We start from the raw sequence: 23,937 nt of genomic DNA, 5'->3' as shown, positions 1-23,937 counted from the left end.
TCGCTGCAGTCCCGTTCCTCCATCTCCAACTGGCAGTTTCGGAAAAATACATTCGGGAACACGTTTTGGGAAAGCGCCTCGACGACGCGCCTAAAAGGCTGATCCGGCCCCAGGCTTCCCATCGAGCCTTCCCATTCGGGAAAGCGTTGCCCCCTCATCGTGCCAAGCCGGTAACAGCAAGTGCGAAAAGCTGAACCCGGTCGGGGCGTACGATGGGCGTGCCGGTGAACTCAGGGGAGCGGCCGGATCTCCGCGAGGATCAGCGATGACGCACTCTCGATATTGGCTGGCCCCGTCACCATTAGAGCATCTTCGGCGTGCAGCTCGAGCTTCGCCTCGTCGATCATAATCGTCGCGGCCTGAAGGGTGACGATGACCGTGCAGGGCGACGCCGCTCGCGAGGAGCCCGGGCCGACGATTCGTAGGTGTCCATCGTATCGGTCGCTCCGCACCATGAAATTTAGATCGCGGACCGGACCATCAACGAGATTGCCGACGACAGACGAACTTCCCGAGAACGAAAACGGCTCTTCCCCGACCGAGAGCATGCGGTCTTGATCATCGAAGCGAAGGCAGAGCGTTCCAGACAAGATCACGATGTGGCGTTGCACCATTGGAAAGAGCGAGAACGGACCGTCTGCATCGACATCGGCGATGCTGATCCGCCACCCAAAGTCGTCCATGCCGCTCCCGAGCGGGCAGGCTGCGACCTCGCTGGTACGACCACTGCCGTTCTTCCATGGCCGAAGCTCGCGTGCAGCCGCCCTCAACACGACCGGCGCGCCCATTAAAGGATCGCCGGCAGGTCGAGGCCCTTCTCGCGAGCGAATTCGAGCGCGATCGGATAGCCGGCGTCCGCATGCCGCATGACTCCCGTGGCCGGGTCGTTCCATAACACGCGTTCGAGCCGCGCCGCTGCTTCGGGGGTGCCATCGGCCACGATCACCATGCCAGCGTGCTGTGAGTAGCCCATTCCCACGCCTCCGCCATGGTGGAGCGAAACCCAGGTCGCGCCCGACGCGGTGTTCAGCAGCGCATTGAGCAATGGCCAGTCGGATACGGCGTCCGATCCGTCGTGCATCGCCTCGGTCTCGCGGTTCGGGCTCGCGACGGACCCTGAATCGAGATGGTCGCGTCCGATGACCACCGGCGCCGACAATTCACCCCGTGCCACCATTTCATTGAACGCGAGGCCGAGCCTATGGCGATCCCCCAGGCCCACCCAACAGATGCGGGCCGGCAGGCCCTGGAACTGGATCCGCTCGCGCGCCATGTCGAGCCAACGATGCAGATGCGTGTCGTCGGGGAGCAGCTCTTTGACCTTGGCGTCAGTCTTGTAGATGTCCTCGGGATCACCTGAAAGCGCCACCCAGCGGAACGGCCCTACACCACGACAGAAGAGCGGTCGAATATAGGCCGGCACGAACCCGGGAAAGTCGAACGCGTTCTCGACACCTTCGTCCTTGGCGACCTGGCGGATGTTATTGCCGTAGTCGACAGTCGGGACTCCTGCCTGCTGGAAAGCGAGCATCGCTTCGACATGGCGCGCCATGGAGGCTTTAGCCGCATCGGCCACCGCACCCGGGTTTTGCTCGCGCGTCGCGTGCCAACGCTCGACGCTCCAGCCCGAAGGCAGGTAGCCATTGACCGGATCGTGAGCGCTGGTCTGATCGGTAAGAAGGTCCGGACGCACGCCGCGCTTGAGCATCTCGGGCAGGAGTTCGGCCGCGTTGCCGAGCAGCCCGACCGAGACCGGCGACGTCGCGCCGGTGACGATCGCCAAGGCCTCATCGAGATTGTCGGTCGCGCGATCAAGATAGCCGGTCCGCAGCCGCATATCGATGCGGCTTTGCTGGCATTCGATCGCGAGGCAGGAGGCACCCGCCATGACGGCCGCCAGCGGCTGCGCGCCGCCCATCCCGCCCAAGCCGGCCGTTAGCAGCCATTTGCCCGATAAATCGCCGTCGTAGTGTTGGCGGCCCATCTCGACGAAGGTCTCGTAGGTGCCTTGGACGATGCCTTGCGTGCCGATGTAGATCCACGAGCCGGCTGTCATCTGCCCGTACATCGCAAGGCCCTTACGATCGAGCGCATCGAAATGCTCCCAGGTCGCCCACTTCGGCACCAGATTTGAGTTGGCGATGAGCACACGCGGGGCGTCCGGGTGGGTGCGGAAGACCCCGACAGGTTTACCCGACTGCACCAGCAGAGTTTCATCGTCTTGCAGCCGGAGCAGCGTTTCGACGATCTTGTCGTAGCTCGGCCAATCGCGCGCGGCCCTACCGATGCCCCCGTAGACCACCAACTCGTGCGGGTTCTCGGCGACATCAGGATGGAGGTTGTTCATCAGCATGCGCATGGCGGCTTCGGTCTGCCAACTCCTCGCGGTAATCGCCGCGCCGGTCGCGGGTCGTATGGTGCGGGAGGTATCGAGGCGGTTCATCGGGCGAACTCCAGGCAGGCGGTCAGAATGGTCGAGAGGGTCACTCGCATGGGCGCGGCAACCGCGGCATCGAAAGGCGGCGGCCAGTTGTGCGACGACGGCGTTTCAGGCTCGGTGAGGTATCCGCGGATGGCCAATTCCATCTGGATCGCGTGGACGCCGTCGTCTGGCCGGCCATAGTTGCGCGTCGTCCAACCACCTCGAAACCGACCATCGCCGACGTAGCTCTGGTCGGAGGCGGCGCACGCCCTGATCACGCCTTCGCGAAGCGCGGGATTGCAGGTCGCGCCGCCATTGGTCCCGATGTTGAACACGGGCAATTCGCCGTCGAACAGTCTTGGGATGCGACTGCGGATCGAGTGGCAATCATATACGACGACGGTTGCGTGCAACGCGCGAAGGCGGGCGATCTCGCCGGCGAGCGCTGCGTGGTACGGATCGAACCACGTCGCGCGTCGATCGGCGATGCCGGCGTCGTCCGGTACTGAGGCTTCGTTGCGATAAAGCGGCTCACCGTCGAAGGTTGTCGTCGGACAGAGATCGGTCGTGGCCTGTCCGGGATACAGCGATGCCCCCGACGGATCACGATTGACGTCGATGATGCTGCGCGAAACGCTGGTGGCGATGACCGTGGCATCGACCAGCCCAGCGTAAATCGCCTGAATATGCCAATCGGCGTCTCGTTGCGCGAGCCATGGCGAACGAAACGCATCGGCCAGACCATCGGGAAGCTCGATCCCGCCATGCGGCATCGCCAGGATCAACGGCGTGTCGGCGCGCCGCACCGTCAGCCAGGACGGGATCATGCCGCGATGCCCGGCAGCTCGCCGACCATCTCAGCGAGAACGTTATTGGCCACAAGTTTCATGGCGGCCGCAATGTCAGGCGCCATATACCGGTCATCGGCAAGGGTCGGGACGTCCTGACGCAGGCGCATGCGGACTGCCTCGACAGCGTCGCTCGATGCCAGTGGTGCGTGGAAATCGCATCCCTGGCAGGCGACCAAAAGCTCGATGCCGATGATGGCATCGACGTTTGCCGCCATTGCAAGAAGGCGGCGTGCACCATGCGCCGCCATCGAGACGTGATCTTCCTGATTGGCCGATGTCGGAATGGAGTCGACCGATGCCGGATAGGCGCGCTGCTTGTTCTCGCTAACCAACGCCGCGGCCGTGACCTGCGGAATCATGAATCCCGAATTGAGGCCTGGCTTGGGGGTCAGGAACGCCGGCAATCCGGAGAGGGCCGGATCGACTAGCATGGCGATCCTGCGTTCGGTGATGCTGCCAATTTCGCACAGCGCCATGGCCAGCATGTCGGCCGCAAAAGCGACCGGCTCGGCATGGAAATTTCCGCCCGACAACGCTTCGTCGGTTTCGGGAAAGACGAGCGGATTGTCGCTGACCCCGTTCGCCTCGACGATGAGGGTGGTGGCGGCCTGACGTAGCAGGTCGAGCACCGCACCCATGACTTGGGGCTGGCAGCGCAGGCAGTAGGGATCTTGAACACGCACGTCGTTGTCGCGGTGGCTGGCGCGGATCGCCGAACCCGACATCATCGCGCGTAGCGCATTGGCGGTGTCGATCTGGCCGCGATGGCCGCGAAGCGCATGGATGCGTGGATCGAAGGGGGCATCGGAGCCCTTTGCGGCTTCGGTCGAGATTATCCCGGTCACGAGCGCTGCACGAAAGATGCGCTCTGCCTCGAACAGGGCGGCAAGAGCGTAGGCCGTGCTGAACTGCGTGCCGTTGAGAAGCGCCAGCCCCTCCTTGGGTCCTAGTTCGAGTGGGTCAAGTCCTGCCTCGGCCAACGCAGCCGCAGCGGGCTTGAACAGCCCATCCACGATGATCTCCCCGACGCCGATCATGGCGGCTGTCATGTGCGCGAGGGGCGCCAAATCACCGCTTGCGCCAACCGAGCCCTGCGCCGGCACGACAGGGATGAGACCCTTGACAAGCATTTGCTCAAGCATGGCGACGGTCGACGGGCGAACGCCCGACGCCCCCTGGGCGAGGCTGGCGAGCTTGAGCGCCATCATCAACCGCACGATCGGGCCTGGCATCGCCTCGCCCACCCCGGCCGCGTGGCTCAACACGATGTTGCGCTGAAGCGTCACGAGGTCTGCGGTATCGATACGAACGCTGGCGAGCTTACCAAAACCGGTATTGATGCCATAGACCGGCTCGCCGCGTGCCACGATCCGCTCCACGGAAGCGGCGCTGGCGGCGATTGCCGCGCGACAGCCATCGTCGAGTAGAGGGGCGGCGCCATGATAAATGGCGCGCCAATCGGCATAGGGTACGTTGCCCGGGCGAAGGATCATCGGCCATTCCTGATACGGGTGTGAAGGGGGTTGAAGCCGATCCGGTAGACCAGCTCGGCGGGGTCCTCGATCGACCAGATTGCGAGGTCACAGGACTTGCCGACTTCCAGTGAGCCGATGTCGCCGGCCAGGCCGAGCGCATGCGCGGCGTTGATCGTCACGCCGCGCAGCGCCTCAACCACGGTCATGCGGAACAGCGTGGCCGCCATATTGAGCACGAGGAGGGGCGAAGTGAGCGGTGAGGTGCCAGGATTGCAATCGGTCGCAAGCGCGATTCGCACACCCGCCGCGCGCAGCGCGGAAATGGGCGGCAGCTTCGTCTCGCGCATGAAATAATAGGCACCCGGCAGCAGAACCGCGGTCGTGCCTGCGTCGCGCATGGCGGCGACATCATCAACGGTCGCATATTCCAAATGGTCCGCCGAGAGCGCCCGAAAGCGCGCGGCGAGGCTCGCCCCCCCGAGCGCCGACAGTTGTTCGGCATGAAGCTTCACCGGCAACCCGTGTGCCGCAGCCGCCACGAACACGCGTTCGGTCTGCTCAGGTGAGAAGCCGATGCCCTCGCAAAAGGCATCGACCGCATCGGCGAGGCCGCTTTCAGCCACGGCGGGGAGCATCTCTTCGATAACGACCCCGACATACCCATCAGCATCGTCGGCAAATTCAGGCGGTAGGGCGTGGGCGCCGAGGAACGTGGTGACGACACGCACATCCCGCTCACGCCCGAGAGCGCGGCCTGCCCGGAGCATCTTCAACTCGTCGCCAAGCGACAGGCCATAGCCCGACTTCACTTCTACCGTCGTCACGCCTTCACGCAACAGTGCGTCCAGACGCGGGAGCGTCTGGGCTATTAACTCGTCCTCGCTCGCCGCGCGAGTAGCGCGCATCGTCGAGACGATCCCGCCACCCGCGCGCGCAATCTGTTCATACGTTGCACCTTCGAGTCGCAAGGCGAACTCGCCGGCACGATCGCCGCCGTGGACCAAGTGGGTATGGCAATCGATCAACCCCGGCGTGATCCAGCGCCCTTCACAGTCGACTGTCTGGGCATCGTGGAATGTGGGCGCAGCGTAAGCTGCACCGGCATAAAGGATCTTCCCTTCGGCCGCGGCGATGAGCCCGTCGGCAACCATGCCGATCCCCTCCCCCACCATTGTCGCCAGTCGTGCGTTGCGCCAAACACGGTTCGCCATTGCTCCCTCCAATTGTCTATACAAAACCACGACCAAGGGTTACTGTCCACCCCCAAGAGCGGTGGAGGCGCAGATGAGAACATTGTGGTTCGAGCAGGCGTTGCTTCCCGACGGTTGGCGCTCGTCAGTCCGTTTCCACATCGACGCAGGGCGGTTCGTGACCATCGAGACCGGCGTTGCCATGGCCGCAGGTGACGAGCGCCACCACGTTGCGGTGCCTGGGACTCCCAACCTACACAGTCATGCATTCCAGCGGCTCATGGCGGGATTTGCGGAGGTGCGTTCAGGCCCCGCAGGCGACGACTTCTGGAGCTGGCGCGAGCTGATGTATCGACTGGTCGGGGCAATCTCACCGGACGATCTGACCGTGATAGCGGCGATGGCGTTCGCCGAGATGCTGGAGAGTGGTTTCACGCGGGTCGGTGAATTTCATTATCTCCACCAACAGCCCGACGGGCAGCCGTATGACGATCCTGGCGAGATGGCCGCCGCTCTAGCTGCTGCGGCCGAGCAGACCGGGATCGGCCTGACACTACTCCCCGTGTTCTACGCCCATGCCGGCTTCGGCGGTTTGCCGCCCAATGCCGGGCAACGCCGTTTCGTCACCGATATCGATTCCTTCTCGCACCTCCACGCCGCAAGCGTCCGTGCGGTATCGTCGCTTCCCGACGCCGTCGTTGGTATCGCGCCGCACTCGTTGCGTGCCGTGACTCCCGACGAACTGGCGGCGCTCATCGCGATGGCCGGCGATCGGCCGATCCATCTTCACATCGCTGAGCAGATCAAAGAGGTGGACGACTGCCTTGCCTGGAGCGGACAGCGCCCCGTCGAGTGGTTACTCGACCGGTTCCCGGTCGACCAGCGCTGGTGCCTCGTACACGCCACGCACGTGACCCAAGCCGAATGTCGAGCGCTGGCGAAGCGCGGGGCAGTGGTCGGCCTATGTCCCATCACCGAGGCCAATCTTGGCGACGGAGTGTTCCCCGCTGCGGACTTTATCGCAGAGGGCGGGGTCTTTGGGGTTGGCAGCGATTCGAATGTCCGGATCGATCTCGCCGAAGAACTGCGGCTTCTCGAATACGGCCAGCGCCTGACTCTGCGCCAGCGTACCGTTCTCGCCGCCCCCGATCGGTCTAACGGCCGGGTCCTTTTCGATGGCGCGCTATCGGGCGGCAGCACCGCGCTCGCCGGCGGTGCCGTCCTTGGCACCGGACAACAGGCCGACTTGGTCGAGCTTGCACCGATTGCGATCGATGCGGGCGACCGTGCGCTCGATCACTGGATCTTCGCAACCGGGCGCGTCGAGAACGTCTGGCGTGCCGGCGCAAAGGTCGTTACCGGGGGGCGGCACTACGCCCATGCCGCTATTGCTGCGCGCTTCGAGGCGGTCGCCCGGCGCCTCCTTTCCTAGTCGAATAGCGGCAGCGCGGTGGTCGATTTGATCTCCTGCATGGCGAACGACGAACTGACGTCGTGAAGCGGCGCAACCTTGGTCAGCTTGCGGTAGATGCGATCATAATCGGCGATATCGCGTGCCACGATCTTGAGCAGATAGTCGATTTCGCCGCTCATCCGGTAGAACTCGACCACTTCGGGGATGCGAGCGACCCCTTCCGCAAAAGCCTGCAACCAATCGTCGGTATGCTGCGCCGTCCGGATTGCAACGATCACGGTCACGCCAAGGCCTAGCCGGTCCCGATTCAGGATGGCGACCCGGCTTTCGATCACTCCTTCGCGCTCCAGTCGCTTGATCCGCTTCCAGCACGGCGTCTGCGACAAACCGACCCGGTCTGCGATCTCCGCGATCGGCACCGTTGCGTCCTGCTGGAGCACGGCCAGAATACGCCGATCTGTAAAATCGAGAACAATCTTCTCCATACGGCTTCCTTAGCAGCACGCTCATTCTCTCATGATGCATTTGTCTATGCAAATAAGAAAAGCCGTTTCACGTTGCTGGGCTAGAATGCGGGCGTTCCAATCCGGTGGAGGACCGTATGATCGATCGCGTGCTTTTTGAGCATCCCCGTTCCGTTGGTGAGAGCTACGGTGAACATCTTCAGGTGGCGGGCAGTTTCGGTGTGTCGATGATCGGCGCCGGCCTCGCCTGCCTGGTGCACGCGATCGTGCCTTGCCTGTTCGAGCGCACCGGGAGCAAGACGATCGAGCATTTGCACGGCCGCATGATCCGCAATCGGCGCCGCGCATCGACGATCGACCAACCGGGCGCAGTCTCGACGGTCAGCGAGGCTGCATGACTGCGTCGATGGCGGCTGATCTGTACGGTGATGTGCCGCCATTGAGACGAGAGACATGGCGCGAGTCCATTCCCGGCCTCGTCATCGTCGGGCTCGGCACCCTCGCTGCCGGCTTCATCTCCGATCACTATGGTGCGCCGCTCACGCTGATGGCGCTGCTCCTCGGCCTCGCCCTGAATTTCCTGTCTAGCGACCGGCGACTGGCGGCCGGCCTCGGCTTCGCTTCACGCTCGCTGCTGCGATGGGGTATCGTGCTGGTCGGGGCACGCGTGACCGTGACGCAAATTATCGGCCTTGGTCCAGTGGCGTTGCTCTCCGTCCTCGCCATCGTGGCAGCAACGATTGGCGTCGGGATCATCGCGGCACGCAAATTCGGGTTTGACACCAGTTTCGGCATTCTCGCGGGCGGCTCGGTCGCGATCTGCGGCGCATCAGCCGCCATGGCGCTCGCCACGACGCTTGGCAGCCGGCGCGTCAGTGAAGCGCAGCTTACGCTCGTGCTGGTCGGAATATCCGCGATGAGTGCCGCGGCGATGGTTCTCTACCCCATTGCCGCCCACGCTTTGTCGATGTCCAATCTCAGCGCAGGTTTCGTGCTCGGCGCCTCGATCCACGACGTCGCCCAGGCGCTCGGTGCTGGCTATGCCTATTCGGATGCTGCGGGGCAGATCGCCGCGATCGTGAAGCTCACCCGCGTCGCGCTGCTCGCACCTGTATTGGCGATCATTGCATTTTTCCTGCCCGGCCAGGGTAGCAAGGCAAAGGGTATTGCCCTGCCCTGGTTCATCGTCGGTTTCTTCGTTCTTGCCGGGATCAATTCGATCGGATGGATTCCTGCTTTTGCGGCAACAGGGTCGGCAAAAATCGCTACCGCCCTCCTTGCCGCCGCAGTGACCGCGACCGCGATCAAATCACCCTTGCCCAAGCTGCTCGAAGCTGGTCCACGACCCTTGATGGTCCTTGCCGCAGCGACGATCGCGGCGTTCGCGCTAGCGTTGCTCGTAGCGCTGACCGTGGTTCGCTAGCTTACCACGAGGGGCGGAACTGCCCCTCCAGGCTGTGATTGTCACCGGGATACCAGAACCTGCCGAGTGTAACGGGGACAAGGCCGTTCCACGTTCGGCGCTCGACCACGAGACACGCGTCCCCTTCGTCGAGTGCGAGATGCTCTGCGATCATCGGCATTGCGCCACGCGCAGAGATAGCGTGCTTCGCTTCGGTCCACGGCACGTTGGCGAGCAGCCATTGGCCGGGGCTCACATCCTCGAGCGGCTGGCAGGTAATCTTCGGAGCCGCGTCGACGTTGATGAGCCGTTCTTCGAGCTGGAAGGGCTTGCCGTCCGACAGGTGCAGGCACATCATCCGGATCACCGGTGTCCCTGTGTCCAAGGCAAGCTCCGCGCGTAGCGGAGACGCAGCAGGAACCATACCGCACTCCAGCAGCTGATAGCTATAACGACCTCCGACCCGATGCACGGCATCAGCGGCATCCCAGATTTCGAACACGGGCCGCTCGCGCGCCCGGCCCGTCACGACCGTACCGACCTTTGGCCGACGCTCCACCAGCCCTTCGCCGGCGAGGCTTTGCAGCGCCTTGTTCACCGTCATCCGCGCGGTTGCGTAATAGCTGGTCAGAACGAGCTCGGTCGGCACGCGCGTCCCCGCAGGCCATTCGCCGGTCAGGATCGCCATAGCCATCGAACGACGAATCTGGAGCCAAAGCGGACCCTCGCCATCGAGCGGCGGAATATGTACCTCGGGCGGCACATGATCGGCCGCTTCACGCTCCTGCGTATCCGTGAGCATCCATGCTCCCATTCTTATTCCGCCCGATGATTTGGACAGACAGTGATGCTGCAGCAAACCCGTTGCCACGGCAAACCTGTCCGCCACTTTATTTCAGGAGGATGACGTTTCCCCCCTTGACGGACGTCTCTAGGGGCGACAGTCTCATTTGACTATACAAATAAAAAAACCGCCAGGAAGGAATATTTTCAACCACGAAAGGGGGGTCTCTCTATGCGCAAAGCGCTTTTCTCGCTGGGGTTTCGGACATCATCGTTCGCGCTCGCTGTCTGCATTGCAAGTCCTGTCCTCGCTCAGGAGAGTCCACCCAAGCCGACGACCTCCGCCAATGTGCCGACTGACCAGACTGCTTCGACCGATGAGGGGCAGGACATCACGGTCACGGGTTGGCGGCTGCGTGAGCTCGACAAGCAGACGTCCACCGCAAGCCGGCTCGGCCTCTCGATCCGTGAGACGCCAGCGACCATCGATCAGATCGGTGCCGACGAAATTCTGACTCGGGGCTTCCGAACGGTCGAAGAAGCGACGGTCAGCCTTCCGGGCGTGATCTCGGGCGGTTCGCCCGGCGATCCCTCCCTGTTCTCGATGCGGGGCTTTACCGGCGAGCAGATCACGCTCCTGCATAACGGCCTCTATCTCGGGCCGGCGAACATGATCAATCGGCCGGGCAATACCTTCAACATCGCGAGCATCGACGTGCTGAAGGGGCCAGCCTCCGTTCTCTACGGTCAGGGTGCGGTTGGTGGGGCGGTGAATACCGTCAACAAGAGCGCCGACTTCAAGACGGACAGCGCGCAGGCGCTGGCTTCGTATGCGAGTTTCGAGACCGTCAGCCTCGGCATTGGTGGCAACAAGGTCATCAACGACAATCTCGCGGGACGTCTGGACGTCAGCTATCACCGCACCAGCGGGTTCGTCGATCGCGCAGGCTCCAATTCGTTCAATGTAACCGGCGACGTGATCTACAAGCCCACCGACACTTTTTCGGTCGAACTGAATGTCGACTATCTCCGCGACAATCTCACGACCTACTACGGCACGCCGCTCGTGCCGGCGTCGTTTGCTACCGACCCGATCAAGGGGATCATCTCGGCGGCGAACGGCTACGTGATCGATAATCGGCTGCGCTTCACCAACTACAATGTCAGCGACAATCGCGCGCATAGCTGGCAGGTCTGGCCTCGACTGGTCGTCATATGGTCGCCGTCGGATTCCGTGACGCTAACGAACACGGCCTACGCCTTCCACGCAGAGCGACAGTGGATCAACGCCGAAAACTACGTCTTTAACCCAACGACGAAGCTCATCGATCGTGATCGCTTCTTCGTCTTCCACAACCAGGATCTCTTTGGCGATCAATTTTCGGCCGCGTTCAAGAACCAGATCTTCGGGCTGGAAAATAAGCTCGTCGTCGGTGTCGATTACAGCCACCTCGACTTCATTCGCAGCCGCGGCTTCCCCGATGGCGACAGTGTTGATCCCGTGAATCCCGTGCCGGGCCTGTTCGGCCCGATCGTCCCGCGCGTCAGCCCGACCCGCTGGGACCAGATCGCCCTGTTCGGCGAGGATGTGCTGAGCATCACGCCGAAACTCAAGATCGTCACCGGCCTGCGGGGCGAATGGCTGTATCTCACCCGCGAGAACTTCAACGTTGATGGGAGTTTCAACGCCGGATCGAGCTTCAAGCGGACTTACAAACCGATGAATTACCGGGTCGGTCTGGTCTATGACCTGACGAAGAATATTACCGCATATGCGTCCTACACCACCGGCAAGGACCCCGTCGGGTCCAACATCTTCCTCGTCAACGCCAACCAGAATTTCGGCTTGAGCAGTTCCCGTCAATTCGAAGCGGGGCTCAAGGCCGATTTGATGAACGGTCGAGGTTCGATCACCTTGGCCGCATACGACATCAAACGGGAAAACATCCTGACCCAGGTCGCGATCGACACGGTCAGCAACGTCGGCGCTCAAACATCGCGCGGCGTCGAGTTCTCAAGCGAGATCAAGGTCACACGCGGATGGACGCTGATCGGCAGCGCCACCTATGTCGATGCTAAGTATGAAAACTTCGTCGATCCGAATTATGGCGTCAACGCATCGGGCAATCGTCCTGCAAACGTTCCGATGTTTACCGCCAAATTCTGGACGACGGTGCAGCACATCGCTGGGCTGCCGCTCGAAGCCGGTGGCGGCATCAACTACATCGGCAAGCGGTACGGCAACACCGCCAACGATCTGGTGCTGAAGCCGTACGCGACCGGCATCGTCTACGTCACATATGAGGTGAACCGAAACGTCTCGGTCACGGGGCGCGTTAACAATCTGTGGGACAAGAAGTATGCGCAGTGGGCAGACATCTACTACCCTGCGCAAATCCAGCTCGGTGAGCCACGTCGTATCGAAGTCAGCGCGCTTGTCCGTTTCTAAGCTAAGCCGATGGAAGAACCAGGCGACCAAACAACTCGCCTGGTTCCACCGTTGGTTGGGTATCGCTACCTGCCTCGTGTTCGCGCTGTGGTTCGCAAGCGGCGCTGTCCTGCTCTTCAAGCCGTTTCCCTCATTATCCCATCCTGAACAGCTCCGGCTTGAGCGGCCAATCGACGTCTCGTCAGTGCGCGTTGCGCCCCGTCAGGCGCTGGCGGCCGCAGGTGGCGGCGATGGGCTCCGTCTCGTCCAGCGTGGCTCGACGCCGGCGTACATGGTGGGGACAGCGCAAGGATTGGTAGCGGTCGATGCCCGGACAGGTGCTCGCCTGCCCCTGCTCGGACGTGCCGAGGCGGCCGAAGCCGCTCGATCGCAGGGTCCAGCCATTCAGGTGTCCCCCGCCTTCGATTACGATCAGTGGGTCGTCCACAATCGCTTCGATCCCCTGCGCCCGTTCTACAGACTGGACGTGCCGGATAGCGCCGGCACCCGGCTCTACCTCTCGGCCAAGACCGGCGAGTTGGTCCAGCGCACGACGAGCTGGGATCGGGGTTGGAACTGGGTTGGGGCCGTGCTGCATTGGGCTTATTTCACCCCTCTGCGGTCGAGCTTCACGGTTTGGGATCAGACCGTCTGGTGGGTGTCCCTCGTCGCGCTGCTGGTCGCAGTCGCGGGAACGATCCTCGGGGTCATCCGGACCTTGGCGGCGCAACGTCAGCGCAAGCCATCGTTGACCTTCTTTCGCCTGAAGTGGATGCGGTGGCATCATCTGCTCGGCCTGTTCGCCAGCGTCTTCGTCCTTGCGTGGATCTTGAGCGGTTGGCTCTCGATGGACCATGGTCGTCTCTTTTCGCGGGGCCACGCTTCGGAAGTGAACCTCGCGCGCTACGCCGGTCAGCCGCTCGCCTCGGGGCTGGGCTCGGTCGACCCAGCGATCCTTCCCCGTTTCAACGGCGCCCGCGAGCTGGAGGTTACGATGGTCGGGGGCAGCACGCTTATCACGGCCTGGCCGGCAAGCGGCGAGCCGCAGCGCTACGCAGCCGACGGAACGCCGATGGATTTGAAGAGGGTCGCGACGCTCGCCGCCAAAGGTATCGGCGCCGCTTGGCCGGGAGCCCCGGTTCCGCAACCCCATCCTGTCCTAGCAACCGATCTGTATGCCCTCGCCGAGGGGTGGCCAACGACCGCGCTGCTCTTTGCAGGAGTGCCAGGCGTGCGCCCCGATATCGTCGTCAATAGTGCCGACGGTCAGCCGCTCACCGTCCTTGACAATAGTCGCAAAGCTTATGCGTGGATCTATTACGCCCTCCACACCTTTAATTTTCCCGGCCTGACGAACCATAAGGCTCTGCGCCAAATCCTGGTGCTGATCCCGTTGCTGTTCGGCTTCCTTTTCAGCATCACTGGTGTCGTGCTTGGCTACCAGCGCTTGCGCAAAACCCTTCGATAACGATGGAGAGTAACGTGAAGGACAAGCTGTTCCTGATGAGTCCCGGCTTCACCAACGCCGGACTAGGGCCGTTCTACTGCGGCGATTCGGTGTCAGTCGAAGGTCTGCTTGGCTTCTTCCCCGAGCTGCGCGACCGCGTCGATGTCACCTACATCGAATTCCCGAGACCGCGGCAGGCGATCGTCGACCTTATCGGTGAAGAACATCAATCCGTGCCGGTGCTGGTCCTCGCAGACGACGCGAGCGCCGCGAGGCCGGTGAATGCCAAGACTACAGGCGGCAGGCGCTACATCGACGACGAAAAGCAAATTCGGCAATATCTGTCAGCACGCCACGACCTGCCCATCGCCGGATGACCCATGGCGCGACAAATCCCCCGTCGCGCGATAAAGTGTCACCCGGCGAGGGAGGCGCGGCAGCTTAAAGCGTAGATAGAACTTAGAATTGTGCGCCCCTCACCCGCCCTGCGGGGAGTGGCGCCTCTACCAGTATTTCGAGATCGCCCGGAATTGCTCGACCGCTACCTTGGTTCCCTCGCCCTCTTCGGCATGTACGAGGCAATGATCGATATGGTCGTTGATCAGCGCGCGCTTGGCGCTGGCGATCGCGTTTTCGACTGCCTGGAGCTGCTGCGCGATATCGACGCAAGGCCGCTCCTCCTCGATCATCGCGACGATGCTCCGGAGGTGACCGGTCGCACGGTTCAGCCGCTTGATGATCGCGGGATGACTGGAATGATCGTTGTGGGCCATGTCGCCCATGTAGGACATTGAAAGATTGTCGAGCAACCCCCTAGGGGGATAGACTCTATCCCCGTGGGGGGATACAGGCAACGCGACCTTGGCACTCGTGCAAGCCTACTGGCACGGACGCCTAGAGAACATCGGGACGCGTGATGACCTCTTTTTCCGACTTAATTCAACAGGGCAGCACCAACTTGTGGCTGTTCATCCCGAGCGCGCTTCTGCTCGGTGCGTTGCACGGCCTGGAGCCGGGCCACTCCAAGACGATGATGGCCGCGTTTATTATTGCGGTGCGCGGTACGGTCGGCCAAGCCGTGCTGCTCGGCATGTGCGCGGCATTGTCGCACACCGCGATCGTCTGGGGGATCGCGCTCGGCGGACAATATCTAGGCCGTGGCATCAACACCGAGACGACCGAGCCTTACCTATTGCTCGGCTCCGCGCTTATCGTACTTTGCATCGGCTTCTGGATGGTCTGGCGTACGCGCGCGGATCAGAAGGCAGAGGCGGCGCATGACCATCATCATCATGATCACGGCGAGGATGAAGTCCGCCACATCGACACCGGACACGGCACGATGCGGCTCGAGATCTTCGAGGATGGCGTCCCACCCCGCTGGCGGGCGAGCTTCAGTAAGGGGAGCTGGACGGCGGAGGACGTGACCCTCACTACCGATCGCGGCGAGGGTCGCTCACAGAGCTTCCGATTCGTCGACCGCGGCGACTTCATCGAGAGCGTTGAAGAGATCCCCGAGCCGCACGCCTTCGCGGCGCGGGTGTCGCTCGGACATGGCGGTCACAGCCACGACTACGATCTGACATTCGCCGAACATGATCACGGGCACGAACATGGGGCGCCGACAGACGGCCTCAAGGTGACGGGCGACGATGCCTATATGGACGCGCACGAGCGCGCCCATGCCTCCGATATCAGCCGCCGTTTCGCCGATCGGAAGGTGACGACCGGCCAGATCGCGCTTTTTGGCCTCACGGGTGGGCTTATCCCTTGCCCCGCAGCCGTCACCGTTCTCCTGCTCTGCCTCCAGCTCAAACGCCTCTCGCTGGGTGTTGTGTTGGTCAGCGCGTTCAGCGTCGGCTTGGCGGTAACGATGGTCAGCGCGGGCGTCATTGCTGCCCTCAGCGTCAACCAGATTCAGAAGCGGTGGTCCGGCTTCGGCGATTTCGCGCGCAAGGCACCCTATGCCTCGGCCGGCCTAATGCTCGTGATCGCTGGCTACATGGCCTATTCCGGCTTGAGCGGACTCAGCCGCATCGGCGCGATCTGATGCGTTCGCCATGTGTTGAACTCTGCGGTTTCGACGCCCGAACCGGTTGGTGTCAGGGCTGCGGCCGCACGCGCGAGGAAGTCCGCCGCTGGCGTAACCTCCGGCCGGGCGACGCACGGCGCGTCGCGAGCGACCTGCCGCACCGCCTGGCGAAACTGAGTACCCGCCTTGCCAAGGACGGAGCGCGCTGATGTTCTACCTTGCCGTCAAAGCCCTCATCTCCGGCATCTTGATCGCCGCGGCGTCGGAGGTAGCGAAGCGTTTTCCCGGTTTCGGCGCGCTGATCGCCTCGCTTCCGCTTGTCTCTGTCCTTGGCATGATTTGGCTATGGCGTGACAAGCCCGACGCCGAGAACATGGCGGCGCACGCTGGCGCGACGTTCTGGTACGTCATCCCGTCGTTGCCGATGTTCCTCCTTATCCCCGCGCTGTTGCGCTCCGGCCTCCCCTTCTGGCTTGCGCTGACACTTGGATGTATACTGACGATCGTGCTTTACTCGGCGATGACCTTGCTGGCGCCGCGGTTCGGACTGCGGCTTTGAGGACGAAGACCATGCCATTGCCGATGGCGCGATGGAGCGGGTCCGCCCGGTTTTGATGGCGACCCCGCTGATCCCCGGTGAAATGAGAAAGCGCAATAAAGGGCGTTTGGCTAGCTTGCTTACGCCAGCTATACCGCGCGCAGGAAAACCGGATGGAGCGCTGACCACATTCGGTCGTTCTGACGCCCTTTTTCAACAGCCCGGACCGCTTGCCACCCAACCCGGTCATTCTCGAAATAGCATCCTTTTCGAGACGGCAGCGATCGCCATCCTCCTACTCCTCCTGAAACTTACCCGACCGCACTCCACCAAATTTGCGCCGTAAGTGGTAAAACGAACATCGCACCACGAGCGGCCAGATTCGGCAGTAGCTGTCGTTCAGCGGACCGTGCCGGGACGACGCCCTAGTCCCAGCCTTCGCCTCTCGCCGGGGGTGCCAACATTCCGAAAGGAAGGCAGCTTACGGGATCGACGACCTGGGCGAAAAGCAACCATAATCGGGTGACGAAAATGACTTTGTGCAACGCGCACGATCGGACACATTTTTCGGTTACAATCCACCGCGATTTTCATAATCTACGCTCAACTTCAATGGCGACAGCCGGTGACAGGAGCCGCGCGATGGATGAAAATCTGTATCACGCAAAGCGGATGGAGATGATCGGCGGGTTCTTTCAGGTCGCGCTGCTGGCTTCTGAAACTGAAGTCGATGGCGAGCGGCACGCTTACATCAATTCGACTTTGGCGGTCGACGCGATGGAGCACCTGTTGGCCGCAATCATCGAAAGCAGTCCGCACATCAAGCCCCGCAAGGACATTCGTGCGATTACGGAAATGTTCGAAAAGCGACTACGACTCGGGATTGAGCATCTCCGGCAGGAGTTCGACAGGACGGGCCGACATCCGTTCCCCGTTATCAACGCAAACTGAAAATCTTCCGGCCGGGCTCGGCGTAGAACGAGAGACTCCTGCCCCCCGACGATGCTTCGAATCGACGATCAGATTCAGCAATCAGACAGCCACACGTTCGATAGCCGCCTACGCTATCGCCTGTATTACTGCGCCACCCTGCTACTACAATAAATCCTTGTTGAATCTCGTCTTTTTCTGCGTCTCTTAATTGCCCGGTAGGCGTCGGTTGCTTCGAACCAGCGCCAATCTGGGAATGTAGATGAGCGCGCAGCCGATCAGATCCGAGGCCATCGTCCGGGGCGCCCGGATGCTCCGCACCGCGATGGGCGCTTCGATCGCGACCTGGCTGGCCGACGCGTCGGTGATCGAGGTGATGCTCAACCCGGACGGCCGGCTCTGGATCGATCGATTGGGCGAGGGAATCACCGACAGCGGTGAGCGGCTGGCACCAACCGATGGCGAGCGCATCATTCGTCTTGTCGCGCACCATGTCGGTGCAGAAGTCCACGATCAATCGCCGCGGGTCTCGGCAGAACTGCCCGAGACCGGCGAGCGGTTCGAAGGTCTGCTGCCGCCGGTGGTCGCCGCGCCGGCCTTTGCGATCCGCAAACCCGCCGTCGCGATCTTCACGCTCGACGCCTACGCGCAGGCAGGGATCATGTCGCGCTTGCAGGCCGCGGTCTTGCGCAATGGCGTCGCGACGCGCGCCAACATTCTCGTCGCCGGCGGCACCGGCACGGGCAAGACGACGTTGACCAACGCGTTGCTCGCCGAGGTCGCCAAGACCACCGACCGCGTCGTGCTGATCGAGGACACGCGCGAACTCCAGTGCGATTCGCCCAATCTGGTCGCGATGCGCACCAAGGACGGCGTTGCGACGCTCTCCGATCTGGTCCGCTCGAGCCTGCGTCTGCGCCCGGATCGTATCCCGATCGGCGAGGTGCGCGGCAGTGAAGCGCTCGATCTGCTCAAAGCGTGGGCCACGGGGCATCCGGGCGGGGTGGGCACGATCCACGCTGGCAGCGCGATCGGCGCGCTCCGGCGCATGGAGCAACTCATCCAGGAAGCGGTCATCACGGTGCCGCGCGCGCTCATCGGCGAGACCATCAACCTCATTGCCGTGCTCGTGCGCGACGGCGCCGGACGACGACTGTCCGAACTCGCGCGCGTCGACGGGCTCGATCCCGCGACCGGCGACTACCGCCTGACCTTCCTACCCTCCCCCAACCATGGAGATTTGCAATGATCGCTGTTCCCCGGCGTGCTCTTCGGCGCCTGCCTCACACGGGCCTATGGCTGTGGGCAAGCCTGCCGCTGCTGGCGAGCCCGGCATATGCCTCCGGTTCTTCCATGCCGTGGGAGACGCCGCTCAATTCGATCCTCGAATCGATCCAGGGCCCCGTCGCCAAGATCGTCGCGGTTATTATCATCATCGTGACTGGGCTGAGCCTTGCCTTCGGTGAAACGTCGGGCGGCTTTCGGCGGCTCATCCAGATCGTGTTCGGCCTGTCGATCGCCTTTGCCGCCAGCTCGTTCTTCCTGTCGTTCTTCTCGTTCAGCGGCGGGGCGCTCATCTGATGCGTGCCAATGACGAAAGTGTGCCGGGCTTTCATGCACCGGTCCATCGTGCGCTGAGCGAACCGATCCTGCTCGGCGGCGCGCCCCGCTCGGTTGCGATTCTCAACGGCACGCTTGCCGGTGCGGTCGGGCTGGGCCTGCGGCTCTGGTTTGCAGGACTGGCGATCTGGGCGATCGGCCATGCGCTCGGCGTATGGGCGGCGCGGCGCGACGCTCGGTTCGTCGACGTCGCCCGTCGTCATTTGCGCTACCCGACGTGGATGCGGCCATGATGAGCTTGCGCGAATATCGCGGGCACGCGTCGTGCCTAGCGGACTTCCTGCCCTGGGTCGCGCTTGCGGCACCCGGCGTGGTGCTCAACAAGGACGGCAGCTTCCAGCGCACCGCGCATTTTCGAGGGCCCGATCTCGACAGCGCCACGCCGTCGGAGCTCGTTGCCGTGACCTACCGGCTCAACAATGCGCTGCGGCGGCTCGGCACCGGCTGGGCGGTGTTCGTCGAAGCGCAGCGCTCGCCCACGCTGGACTATCCGCAATCGACGTTCCCTGACGCGGCGTCCGAACTGGTCGATCTCGAGCGCCGCGAGCAATTCCGCGAGGAAGGTGCGCACTTCGAAAGCCGCTATTATCTGACCCTGCTGTGGATGCCGCCACCTGAAGATGCCGCGCGGGCCGAAGGCTGGCTATATGAGGGGCGCTCCTCAAGCGGTGTCGATCCCAACGCGCTGCTCAGCGGCTTCATCGACCGCGCAGATCGCGTGCTGCATCTGGTCGAGGGGTTCATGCCCGAGGTCGGCTGGCTCGACGATGCCGAGACGCTGACCTTCCTGCACAGCACCGTGTCGACGAAACGCCAGCGCGTCCGCGTGCCAGAGACGCCGGTCTATCTCGACGCGCTACTGAGCGACGAGCCGCTGACCGGCGGCCTCGAGCCGAAGCTTGGGGCATATTATCTGCGGACGCTGACCATCACCGGTTTCCCGACCGAGACGTTCCCGGGTTTGCTCGACGAGCTGAACCGCATGGCCTTTCCCTATCGCTGGTCGACCCGTGCGATCATGCTAGACAAGACCGATGCGACCAAGCTGCTCGGCAAGATCCGCCGGCAATGGTTCGCCAAGCGCAAATCGGTCGCTGCCATCCTCAAGGAGGTGATGACCAACGAAGCGTCGGTGCTGACCGACAGCGACGCCGCGAACAAGGCGACCGACGCCGACATTGCACTGCAGGAGCTCGGCGCCGATCACGCCGGTATCGCTTATGTCACCGCGACCGTCACGGTCTGGGACCGTGATCCGGTTTCCGCGTCCGAAAAGCTGCGATTGGTCGAGAAGGTCATCCAGGGCCGCGACTTCACCTGCATGGTGGAAGGCCTGAACGCGGTCGAGGCCTGGCTCGGCAGCCTTCCGGGCCAAGTCTATGCCAATGTCCGCCAGCCCCCCATTTCCACGCTCAATCTCGCCCACCTGATGCCGCTATCCGCGGTGTGGGCGGGGGCGGAACGGGACGAGCATTTCGGTCTCCCCCCCTTGCTGCATGCAAGGACCGAAGGCTCTACCCCGTTCCGTCTTTCGCTTCATGTCGGAGATGTCGGGCACAGCCTGATCGTCGGGCCGACGGGAGCGGGCAAGTCGGTCCTGCTCGGCATCATGGCGTTGCAGTTTCGGCGCTATCCGGACAACCAGATTTTCGCGTTCGATTTCGGCGGGTCGATTCGTGCTGCCACGCTGGCAATGGGCGGGGACTGGCAGGATCTCGGGCATGCGTTGCACAATGACGAGCATGGCTCGGCCGTCACCTTGCAACCGTTCGCGCGTATCGATGACGCCAGGGAACGCGCCTGGGCCGCGGAATGGCTGTCGGCGATTATCGCCGGTGAAGGCGTGGGTATCGAACCGCAGGTGAAGGAGCACGTCTGGTCGGCGCTAAACTCGCTGGCGACGGCCCCGGTCGCGGAACGCACGCTCACGGGACTCGCGGTCCTGCTGCAGTCGCAGAAACTCAAACAGGCCCTGGCGCCGTATCTCGTGGGTGGACCGTGGGGTCGTCTGCTGGATGCGGAGTCCGAATTTCTCGGGCAGGCGTCGGTCCAGGCGTTCGAGACCGAGGGACTGGTGGGCGCCGCCTCCGCTGCGGCCGTCCTCTCCTACCTCTTCCACCGGATCGAAGGTCACCTCGACGGGCGACCGACGATGATCATCATCGATGAGGGCTGGCTGGTGCTCGACAGTCCGGCGTTTGCAGCCCAGTTGCGCGAATGGCTGAAGACGCTGCGCAAGAAGAACGCGAGTGTGATCTTCGCGACGCAGAGCCTGGCCGATATCGAGACAAGCGCGATCGCGCCGGCGATCATCGAAAGCTGCCCGACGCGAATCTTTCTGCCGAACGAGCGCGCCACCGAGCCGCAGATCGCGCGCATCTACGAGCGGTTCGGACTAAACGCTCGGCAGATCGACATTCTCGCGCGCGCGACGCCGAAGCGCGATTATTACTGCCAGTCGCGCCGCGGCAACCGCCTGTTCGACTTAGGTCTAGGCGATGTGGCGCTGGCGTTCGCAGCCGCGTCGTCGAAGACCGACCAGCGCTTGATTGCCGAGTTGCTGGCCGAACACGGCCGCGCAGACTTCGCACGTGCGTGGCTCCGGCACCGCGGCCTGGACTGGGCAGCGAACCTTCTTCCCGATCCCGCCCCGGCGCAGGCAGCCGGCGATTCCCACGACGTCACCCCAGAGGAGGTTGTTCCATGAGCGTGTTCCCCATTCGGCGGCGGCTTGCGGCCGTCGCGCTCGCTCTGACGACCGTGTCGGGTTTGGCGCTCTGCGCTCCGGCGCAGGCCCAGTTCGGCGGCATCGTCTACGACCCGAGCAATTATGCGCAGAACGTGCTCACCGCCGCACGCAGCCTTCAGCAGATCAACAACCAGATTCAGCAGATCCAGAATCAGGCAACTGCGCTGATCAATCAGGCGAAGAATCTCGCCAGCCTGCCAGTGTCGACGCTCTCCACGCTGCAACAACAGGTGCAACGCACCCAGCAGCTTCTCGCCCAGGCACAACGCATCGCGTACAGCGTGGCCGACGTCCAGCAGGCGTTCACGACGCGCTACAACGGCGCCAATCTGACCGCGCCGCAAGCGCAAATGGTGACGAACGCCAATGACCGCTGGCAGGACAGCGTCGGCGCGCTCGAGGATGCCCTGAAGGTCCAGGCCGGTGTCGTCGGCAACCTCGATGGCACGCGCAGTTCGATCAGCACGCTGGTGACCGCAAGCCAGTCGGCGAGCGGCGCGCTGCAGGCGTCTCAAGCCGGCAATCAGTTGCTTGCTCTGCAGGCCCAGCAGCTTGCGGATCTGACCGCGACGGTTGCCGCGCAAGGCCGGGCGCAGGCGTTGGAGGCGGCCCGCAATGCGGCGACCGAAGCCGAAGCGCGCGAGCGCTTTGCGCGGTTTCGCGGCAATTGAGATGGGCCCGGTTGGCAAGATTGCGGTCGGTGCGGGCTTGGGCGGGCTGATGCTGGCCGTTGCCATCGCATCGGCAATGCGCGCACCGCCTCGGCCCGCTGCGCTGCCGGAAACGCGTCCGAGCATCGCCGGGTCGGTTGATGCGACGCCTCCGCGCTGCCGGACGGTCACCCAGTCGGAGAGTGAATGCGCGTCCGCTTGGGAAGCCCGTCGGCGCCACTTCTTTGGTGAGGAGGCAGTTCAATGAACGACACCGGCGTGATCGACAATTTCCTGTCGGTGTTCACCCGCTATATCGAGAGCGGCTTCGGCCTGCTCGGCGGCGAGGTCGGGTTCCTGTCCTCGACGCTGATCGCGATCGACGTAACGATCGCCGCTCTGTTCTGGGCCTGGGGCACCGACGAGGACGTGCTCCAGCGGCTGGTCAAGAAGACGCTCTACATCGGCGTGTTCGCCTACATCATCGGCAACTTCTCCAACCTTGCCAATATCCTGTTCCAGAGCTTCGCTGGGATCGGGCTGAAGGCGTCGGGCAGCGGCATGGCGGTCGGCGAGTTCCTCAAACCCGGCACGGTCGCGGCGACCGGGCTCCAGGCAGCAAAGCCCTTGCTCGACGCGACGGCGGGCCTGTTGGGCCCGGTCGGGCTCTTCACCAATTTCTCCGAGATCGTGATCCTGCTGCTGGCCTGGGTGATCGTGGTGCTCGCCTTCTTCGTGCTCGCGATTCAGGTGTTCGTCACGATCATCGAGTTCAAGCTGGTGACGCTCGCTGGTTTCATCCTGCTGCCGTTCGCGTTCTTTGGTCGAACCGCCTTTATGGCCGAGCGCGTGCTTGGTCACATCATCTCGTCGGGCATCAAGCTGATGACGCTCGCGGTGATCACCGGCATCGGCACGACGTTGTTCAAGCAGTTTACAGACGCGCCGACGGTGGTCGAGCCTGACCTGAAACAGGTCATGGCCATTGCGCTGGCGGCGCTGACCCTGCTCGGGCTCGGCGTGTTCGGCCCCGGCATCGCCAACGGCATCGTCACCGGAGGTCCGCAACTCGGCGCGGGCGCCGCAGCCGGGACCGCGCTCGCAGCCGGCGCGACGATTGCGGGCGGGGCCGCGGTGGCGGGCATCGCCGGTGGTGCTGCAGCCGGCGCCATCGGCGCCGCGGCGTCGGGCGGCGCGCGAGCGGCGGGTGCCGCATCGGCTGCGTATCAGGCCGGCAGCGCCGGCAAAAGCGGCGGCGCGGCAGTCGGAGGCGGGCTTGCCAATGCCGCGCGGAGCGCAGGCTCCGCCACGATGTCCCCCCTCCAAAAGGCTGCCAGCTCGATCCGGGAAAGCTTTGCGGAAGGGCGCGGCACCTCCGCCGGCCCGACCGCATCGGCCAACCCGGGCGGCCAACCGGCATGGGCAGCAGCCATGAAGCGGCGGCAGACGGCGACCCACGGCGCCACCGTGCTCAGCCACACGCTCAAATCCGGCGATAGCCATGGCGGCGGAGCCGGCCCCGACATCACGCAAAAGGACTGA

The 23,937-nt window shown here is 63.3% G+C and carries 25 protein-coding genes; 17 read left to right on the top strand and 8 right to left on the bottom strand.

What is annotated here, in order from left to right:
- Nucleotides 1-230: 230 nt before the first annotated feature.
- From H4W01_RS20600 to hutI, 5 genes are read right to left on the bottom strand one after another with little or no spacing between them, the layout of a single operon-like run.
- A complete protein-coding gene (locus H4W01_RS20600; protein ID WP_209612982.1) occupies nucleotides 231-788 on the bottom strand; it encodes a HutD/Ves family protein in 558 nt (185 codons plus the stop codon).
- Entirely contained in the window at nucleotides 788-2,443 is a 1,656-nt protein-coding gene (gene hutU / locus H4W01_RS20595; protein WP_209612981.1) for a urocanate hydratase, read from the bottom strand. Before hutU ends, H4W01_RS20600 begins: the two co-directional genes overlap by 1 nt.
- Nucleotides 2,440-3,246 (bottom strand): N-formylglutamate deformylase, encoded by an 807-nt coding sequence (gene hutG / locus H4W01_RS20590; protein ID WP_443024812.1) that lies wholly within the window; start codon nucleotides 3,244-3,246, stop codon nucleotides 2,440-2,442. The genes hutU and hutG overlap by 4 nt, the downstream gene beginning before the upstream one ends.
- A complete protein-coding gene (gene hutH, locus H4W01_RS20585; protein ID WP_209612979.1) occupies nucleotides 3,246-4,766 on the bottom strand; it encodes a histidine ammonia-lyase in 1,521 nt (506 codons plus the stop codon). Before hutH ends, hutG begins: the two co-directional genes overlap by 1 nt.
- Entirely contained in the window at nucleotides 4,763-5,959 is a 1,197-nt protein-coding gene (gene hutI, locus H4W01_RS20580) for an imidazolonepropionase (RefSeq protein ID WP_209612978.1), read from the bottom strand. Before hutI ends, hutH begins: the two co-directional genes overlap by 4 nt.
- A 73-nt stretch (nucleotides 5,960-6,032) precedes the next feature.
- On the opposite strand from hutI, the gene H4W01_RS20575 reads away from it, so the two are divergent.
- Complete coding sequence (locus H4W01_RS20575; protein WP_209612977.1) at nucleotides 6,033-7,370, top strand: formimidoylglutamate deiminase; 1,338 nt, start codon at nucleotides 6,033-6,035, stop codon at nucleotides 7,368-7,370.
- On the opposite strand, the gene H4W01_RS20570 is transcribed toward H4W01_RS20575, so the two are convergent.
- Complete coding sequence (locus tag H4W01_RS20570) at nucleotides 7,367-7,837, bottom strand: Lrp/AsnC family transcriptional regulator (RefSeq protein ID WP_209612976.1); 471 nt, start codon at nucleotides 7,835-7,837, stop codon at nucleotides 7,367-7,369. The genes H4W01_RS20575 and H4W01_RS20570 overlap by 4 nt on opposite strands.
- 116 nt (nucleotides 7,838-7,953) lie before the next feature.
- Between H4W01_RS20570 and H4W01_RS20565 the strand changes: the two genes are divergently transcribed.
- Both H4W01_RS20565 and H4W01_RS20560 read left to right on the top strand, forming a co-directional pair.
- Entirely contained in the window at nucleotides 7,954-8,214 is a 261-nt protein-coding gene (locus tag H4W01_RS20565) for a DUF6356 family protein (RefSeq protein ID WP_209612975.1), read from the top strand.
- A complete protein-coding gene (locus tag H4W01_RS20560; RefSeq protein ID WP_209612974.1) occupies nucleotides 8,211-9,239 on the top strand; it encodes a YeiH family protein in 1,029 nt (342 codons plus the stop codon). Before H4W01_RS20565 ends, H4W01_RS20560 begins: the two co-directional genes overlap by 4 nt.
- A 1-nt stretch (nucleotide 9,240) precedes the next feature.
- Here H4W01_RS20560 and H4W01_RS20555 read toward each other — a convergent pair whose 3' ends face one another.
- Complete coding sequence (locus H4W01_RS20555) at nucleotides 9,241-10,020, bottom strand: UTRA domain-containing protein (RefSeq protein WP_209612973.1); 780 nt, start codon at nucleotides 10,018-10,020, stop codon at nucleotides 9,241-9,243.
- 213 nt (nucleotides 10,021-10,233) lie between these two features.
- Here H4W01_RS20555 and H4W01_RS20550 point away from each other — a divergent pair, with 213 nt between their 5' ends.
- From H4W01_RS20550 to H4W01_RS20540, 3 genes are read left to right on the top strand one after another with little or no spacing between them, the layout of a single operon-like run.
- Complete coding sequence (locus H4W01_RS20550) at nucleotides 10,234-12,450, top strand: TonB-dependent receptor (protein WP_209612972.1); 2,217 nt, start codon at nucleotides 10,234-10,236, stop codon at nucleotides 12,448-12,450.
- Nucleotides 12,437-13,897, top strand: coding sequence for a PepSY domain-containing protein (locus H4W01_RS20545; protein WP_334685389.1), 1,461 nt, complete (start codon nucleotides 12,437-12,439; stop codon nucleotides 13,895-13,897). The genes H4W01_RS20550 and H4W01_RS20545 overlap by 14 nt, the downstream gene beginning before the upstream one ends.
- Before the next feature lie 14 nt (nucleotides 13,898-13,911).
- Nucleotides 13,912-14,253, top strand: coding sequence for a DUF3088 domain-containing protein (locus H4W01_RS20540; protein ID WP_209612970.1), 342 nt, complete (start codon nucleotides 13,912-13,914; stop codon nucleotides 14,251-14,253).
- A 126-nt stretch (nucleotides 14,254-14,379) separates the two neighbouring features.
- On the opposite strand, the gene H4W01_RS20535 is transcribed toward H4W01_RS20540, so the two are convergent.
- Entirely contained in the window at nucleotides 14,380-14,649 is a 270-nt protein-coding gene (locus H4W01_RS20535; protein ID WP_334685388.1) for a metal-sensing transcriptional repressor, read from the bottom strand.
- Between the two features lie 143 nt (nucleotides 14,650-14,792).
- Here H4W01_RS20535 and H4W01_RS20530 point away from each other — a divergent pair, with 143 nt between their 5' ends.
- The 11 genes from H4W01_RS20530 to trbL all read left to right on the top strand — a co-directional run bounded on the left by H4W01_RS20530 (nucleotide 14,793) and on the right by trbL (nucleotide 23,937).
- Nucleotides 14,793-15,926 carry a nickel/cobalt efflux transporter gene (locus H4W01_RS20530; RefSeq protein WP_209612969.1) on the top strand — a complete coding sequence of 378 codons (1,134 nt, stop codon included), beginning with the start codon at nucleotides 14,793-14,795 and terminating at the stop codon, nucleotides 15,924-15,926.
- Entirely contained in the window at nucleotides 15,926-16,117 is a 192-nt protein-coding gene (locus H4W01_RS20525; protein ID WP_209612968.1) for a DUF1289 domain-containing protein, read from the top strand. The genes H4W01_RS20530 and H4W01_RS20525 overlap by 1 nt, the downstream gene beginning before the upstream one ends.
- Nucleotides 16,117-16,467: a DUF3147 family protein gene (locus H4W01_RS20520; protein WP_209612967.1), complete on the top strand. Its 351-nt coding sequence runs from the start codon at nucleotides 16,117-16,119 to the stop codon at nucleotides 16,465-16,467. Before H4W01_RS20525 ends, H4W01_RS20520 begins: the two co-directional genes overlap by 1 nt.
- Nucleotides 16,468-17,088: 621 nt before the next feature.
- Complete coding sequence (locus H4W01_RS20515) at nucleotides 17,089-17,397, top strand: hypothetical protein (RefSeq protein ID WP_209612966.1); 309 nt, start codon at nucleotides 17,089-17,091, stop codon at nucleotides 17,395-17,397.
- A gap of 241 nt (nucleotides 17,398-17,638) precedes the next feature.
- Nucleotides 17,639-18,625, top strand: a complete 987-nt coding sequence (gene trbB, locus H4W01_RS20510) for a P-type conjugative transfer ATPase TrbB (protein WP_209612965.1) — start codon at nucleotides 17,639-17,641, stop codon at nucleotides 18,623-18,625.
- The gene (locus H4W01_RS20505; RefSeq protein ID WP_209612964.1) at nucleotides 18,622-18,957 is read left to right on the top strand and encodes a TrbC/VirB2 family protein; all 336 of its coding nucleotides are present in this window, start codon (nucleotides 18,622-18,624) and stop codon (nucleotides 18,955-18,957) included. The genes trbB and H4W01_RS20505 overlap by 4 nt, the downstream gene beginning before the upstream one ends.
- Complete coding sequence (locus H4W01_RS20500) at nucleotides 18,957-19,229, top strand: VirB3 family type IV secretion system protein (protein ID WP_209612963.1); 273 nt, start codon at nucleotides 18,957-18,959, stop codon at nucleotides 19,227-19,229. Before H4W01_RS20505 ends, H4W01_RS20500 begins: the two co-directional genes overlap by 1 nt.
- On the top strand, nucleotides 19,226-21,703 hold the full coding sequence (gene trbE / locus H4W01_RS20495; RefSeq protein WP_209612962.1) for a conjugal transfer protein TrbE: 2,478 nt from the start codon (nucleotides 19,226-19,228) through the stop codon (nucleotides 21,701-21,703). Before H4W01_RS20500 ends, trbE begins: the two co-directional genes overlap by 4 nt.
- Entirely contained in the window at nucleotides 21,700-22,416 is a 717-nt protein-coding gene (trbJ, locus tag H4W01_RS20490) for a P-type conjugative transfer protein TrbJ (RefSeq protein WP_209612961.1), read from the top strand. Before trbE ends, trbJ begins: the two co-directional genes overlap by 4 nt.
- Nucleotides 22,361-22,663 (top strand): putative entry exclusion protein TrbK-alt, encoded by a 303-nt coding sequence (trbK-alt, locus tag H4W01_RS23005; protein WP_443024806.1) that lies wholly within the window; start codon nucleotides 22,361-22,363, stop codon nucleotides 22,661-22,663. The genes trbJ and trbK-alt overlap by 56 nt, the downstream gene beginning before the upstream one ends.
- Nucleotides 22,660-23,937 (top strand): P-type conjugative transfer protein TrbL, encoded by a 1,278-nt coding sequence (gene trbL, locus H4W01_RS20480; protein WP_209612959.1) that lies wholly within the window; start codon nucleotides 22,660-22,662, stop codon nucleotides 23,935-23,937. Before trbK-alt ends, trbL begins: the two co-directional genes overlap by 4 nt.

This window comes from Sphingomonas sp. PL20 (genome assembly GCF_017875905.1).
In the GTDB taxonomy this organism is placed as follows: Bacteria; Pseudomonadota; Alphaproteobacteria; order Sphingomonadales; family Sphingomonadaceae; genus Sphingomonas; species Sphingomonas echinoides.
This window is presented reverse-complemented; position numbering and strand designations above follow the sequence as displayed.

Excerpts from the sequence above, each read along its gene's own strand:
- H4W01_RS20600 (WP_209612982.1), bottom strand. The coding sequence starts at position 788 with ATGGGCGCGCCGGTCGTGTTGAGGGCGGCTGCACGCGAGCTTCGGCCA.
- hutU (WP_209612981.1), bottom strand. The coding sequence starts at position 2,443 with ATGAACCGCCTCGATACCTCCCGCACCATACGACCCGCGACCGGCGCG.
- hutH (WP_209612979.1), bottom strand. The coding sequence starts at position 4,766 with ATGATCCTTCGCCCGGGCAACGTACCCTATGCCGATTGGCGCGCCATT.
- hutI (WP_209612978.1), bottom strand. The coding sequence starts at position 5,959 with ATGGCGAACCGTGTTTGGCGCAACGCACGACTGGCGACAATGGTGGGG.
- H4W01_RS20575 (WP_209612977.1), top strand. The coding sequence starts at position 6,033 with ATGAGAACATTGTGGTTCGAGCAGGCGTTGCTTCCCGACGGTTGGCGC.
- H4W01_RS20570 (WP_209612976.1), bottom strand. The coding sequence starts at position 7,837 with ATGGAGAAGATTGTTCTCGATTTTACAGATCGGCGTATTCTGGCCGTG.
- H4W01_RS20565 (WP_209612975.1), top strand. The coding sequence starts at position 7,954 with ATGATCGATCGCGTGCTTTTTGAGCATCCCCGTTCCGTTGGTGAGAGC.
- H4W01_RS20560 (WP_209612974.1), top strand. The coding sequence starts at position 8,211 with ATGACTGCGTCGATGGCGGCTGATCTGTACGGTGATGTGCCGCCATTG.
- H4W01_RS20555 (WP_209612973.1), bottom strand. The coding sequence starts at position 10,020 with ATGCTCACGGATACGCAGGAGCGTGAAGCGGCCGATCATGTGCCGCCC.
- H4W01_RS20550 (WP_209612972.1), top strand. The coding sequence starts at position 10,234 with ATGCGCAAAGCGCTTTTCTCGCTGGGGTTTCGGACATCATCGTTCGCG.
- H4W01_RS20535 (WP_334685388.1), bottom strand. The coding sequence starts at position 14,649 with ATGGCCCACAACGATCATTCCAGTCATCCCGCGATCATCAAGCGGCTG.
- H4W01_RS20530 (WP_209612969.1), top strand. The coding sequence starts at position 14,793 with ATGACCTCTTTTTCCGACTTAATTCAACAGGGCAGCACCAACTTGTGG.
- H4W01_RS20525 (WP_209612968.1), top strand. The coding sequence starts at position 15,926 with ATGCGTTCGCCATGTGTTGAACTCTGCGGTTTCGACGCCCGAACCGGT.
- H4W01_RS20520 (WP_209612967.1), top strand. The coding sequence starts at position 16,117 with ATGTTCTACCTTGCCGTCAAAGCCCTCATCTCCGGCATCTTGATCGCC.
- H4W01_RS20515 (WP_209612966.1), top strand. The coding sequence starts at position 17,089 with ATGGATGAAAATCTGTATCACGCAAAGCGGATGGAGATGATCGGCGGG.
- trbB (WP_209612965.1), top strand. The coding sequence starts at position 17,639 with ATGAGCGCGCAGCCGATCAGATCCGAGGCCATCGTCCGGGGCGCCCGG.
- H4W01_RS20505 (WP_209612964.1), top strand. The coding sequence starts at position 18,622 with ATGATCGCTGTTCCCCGGCGTGCTCTTCGGCGCCTGCCTCACACGGGC.
- H4W01_RS20500 (WP_209612963.1), top strand. The coding sequence starts at position 18,957 with ATGCGTGCCAATGACGAAAGTGTGCCGGGCTTTCATGCACCGGTCCAT.
- trbE (WP_209612962.1), top strand. The coding sequence starts at position 19,226 with ATGATGAGCTTGCGCGAATATCGCGGGCACGCGTCGTGCCTAGCGGAC.
- trbJ (WP_209612961.1), top strand. The coding sequence starts at position 21,700 with ATGAGCGTGTTCCCCATTCGGCGGCGGCTTGCGGCCGTCGCGCTCGCT.
- trbK-alt (WP_443024806.1), top strand. The coding sequence starts at position 22,361 with ATGCGGCGACCGAAGCCGAAGCGCGCGAGCGCTTTGCGCGGTTTCGCG.
- trbL (WP_209612959.1), top strand. The coding sequence starts at position 22,660 with ATGAACGACACCGGCGTGATCGACAATTTCCTGTCGGTGTTCACCCGC.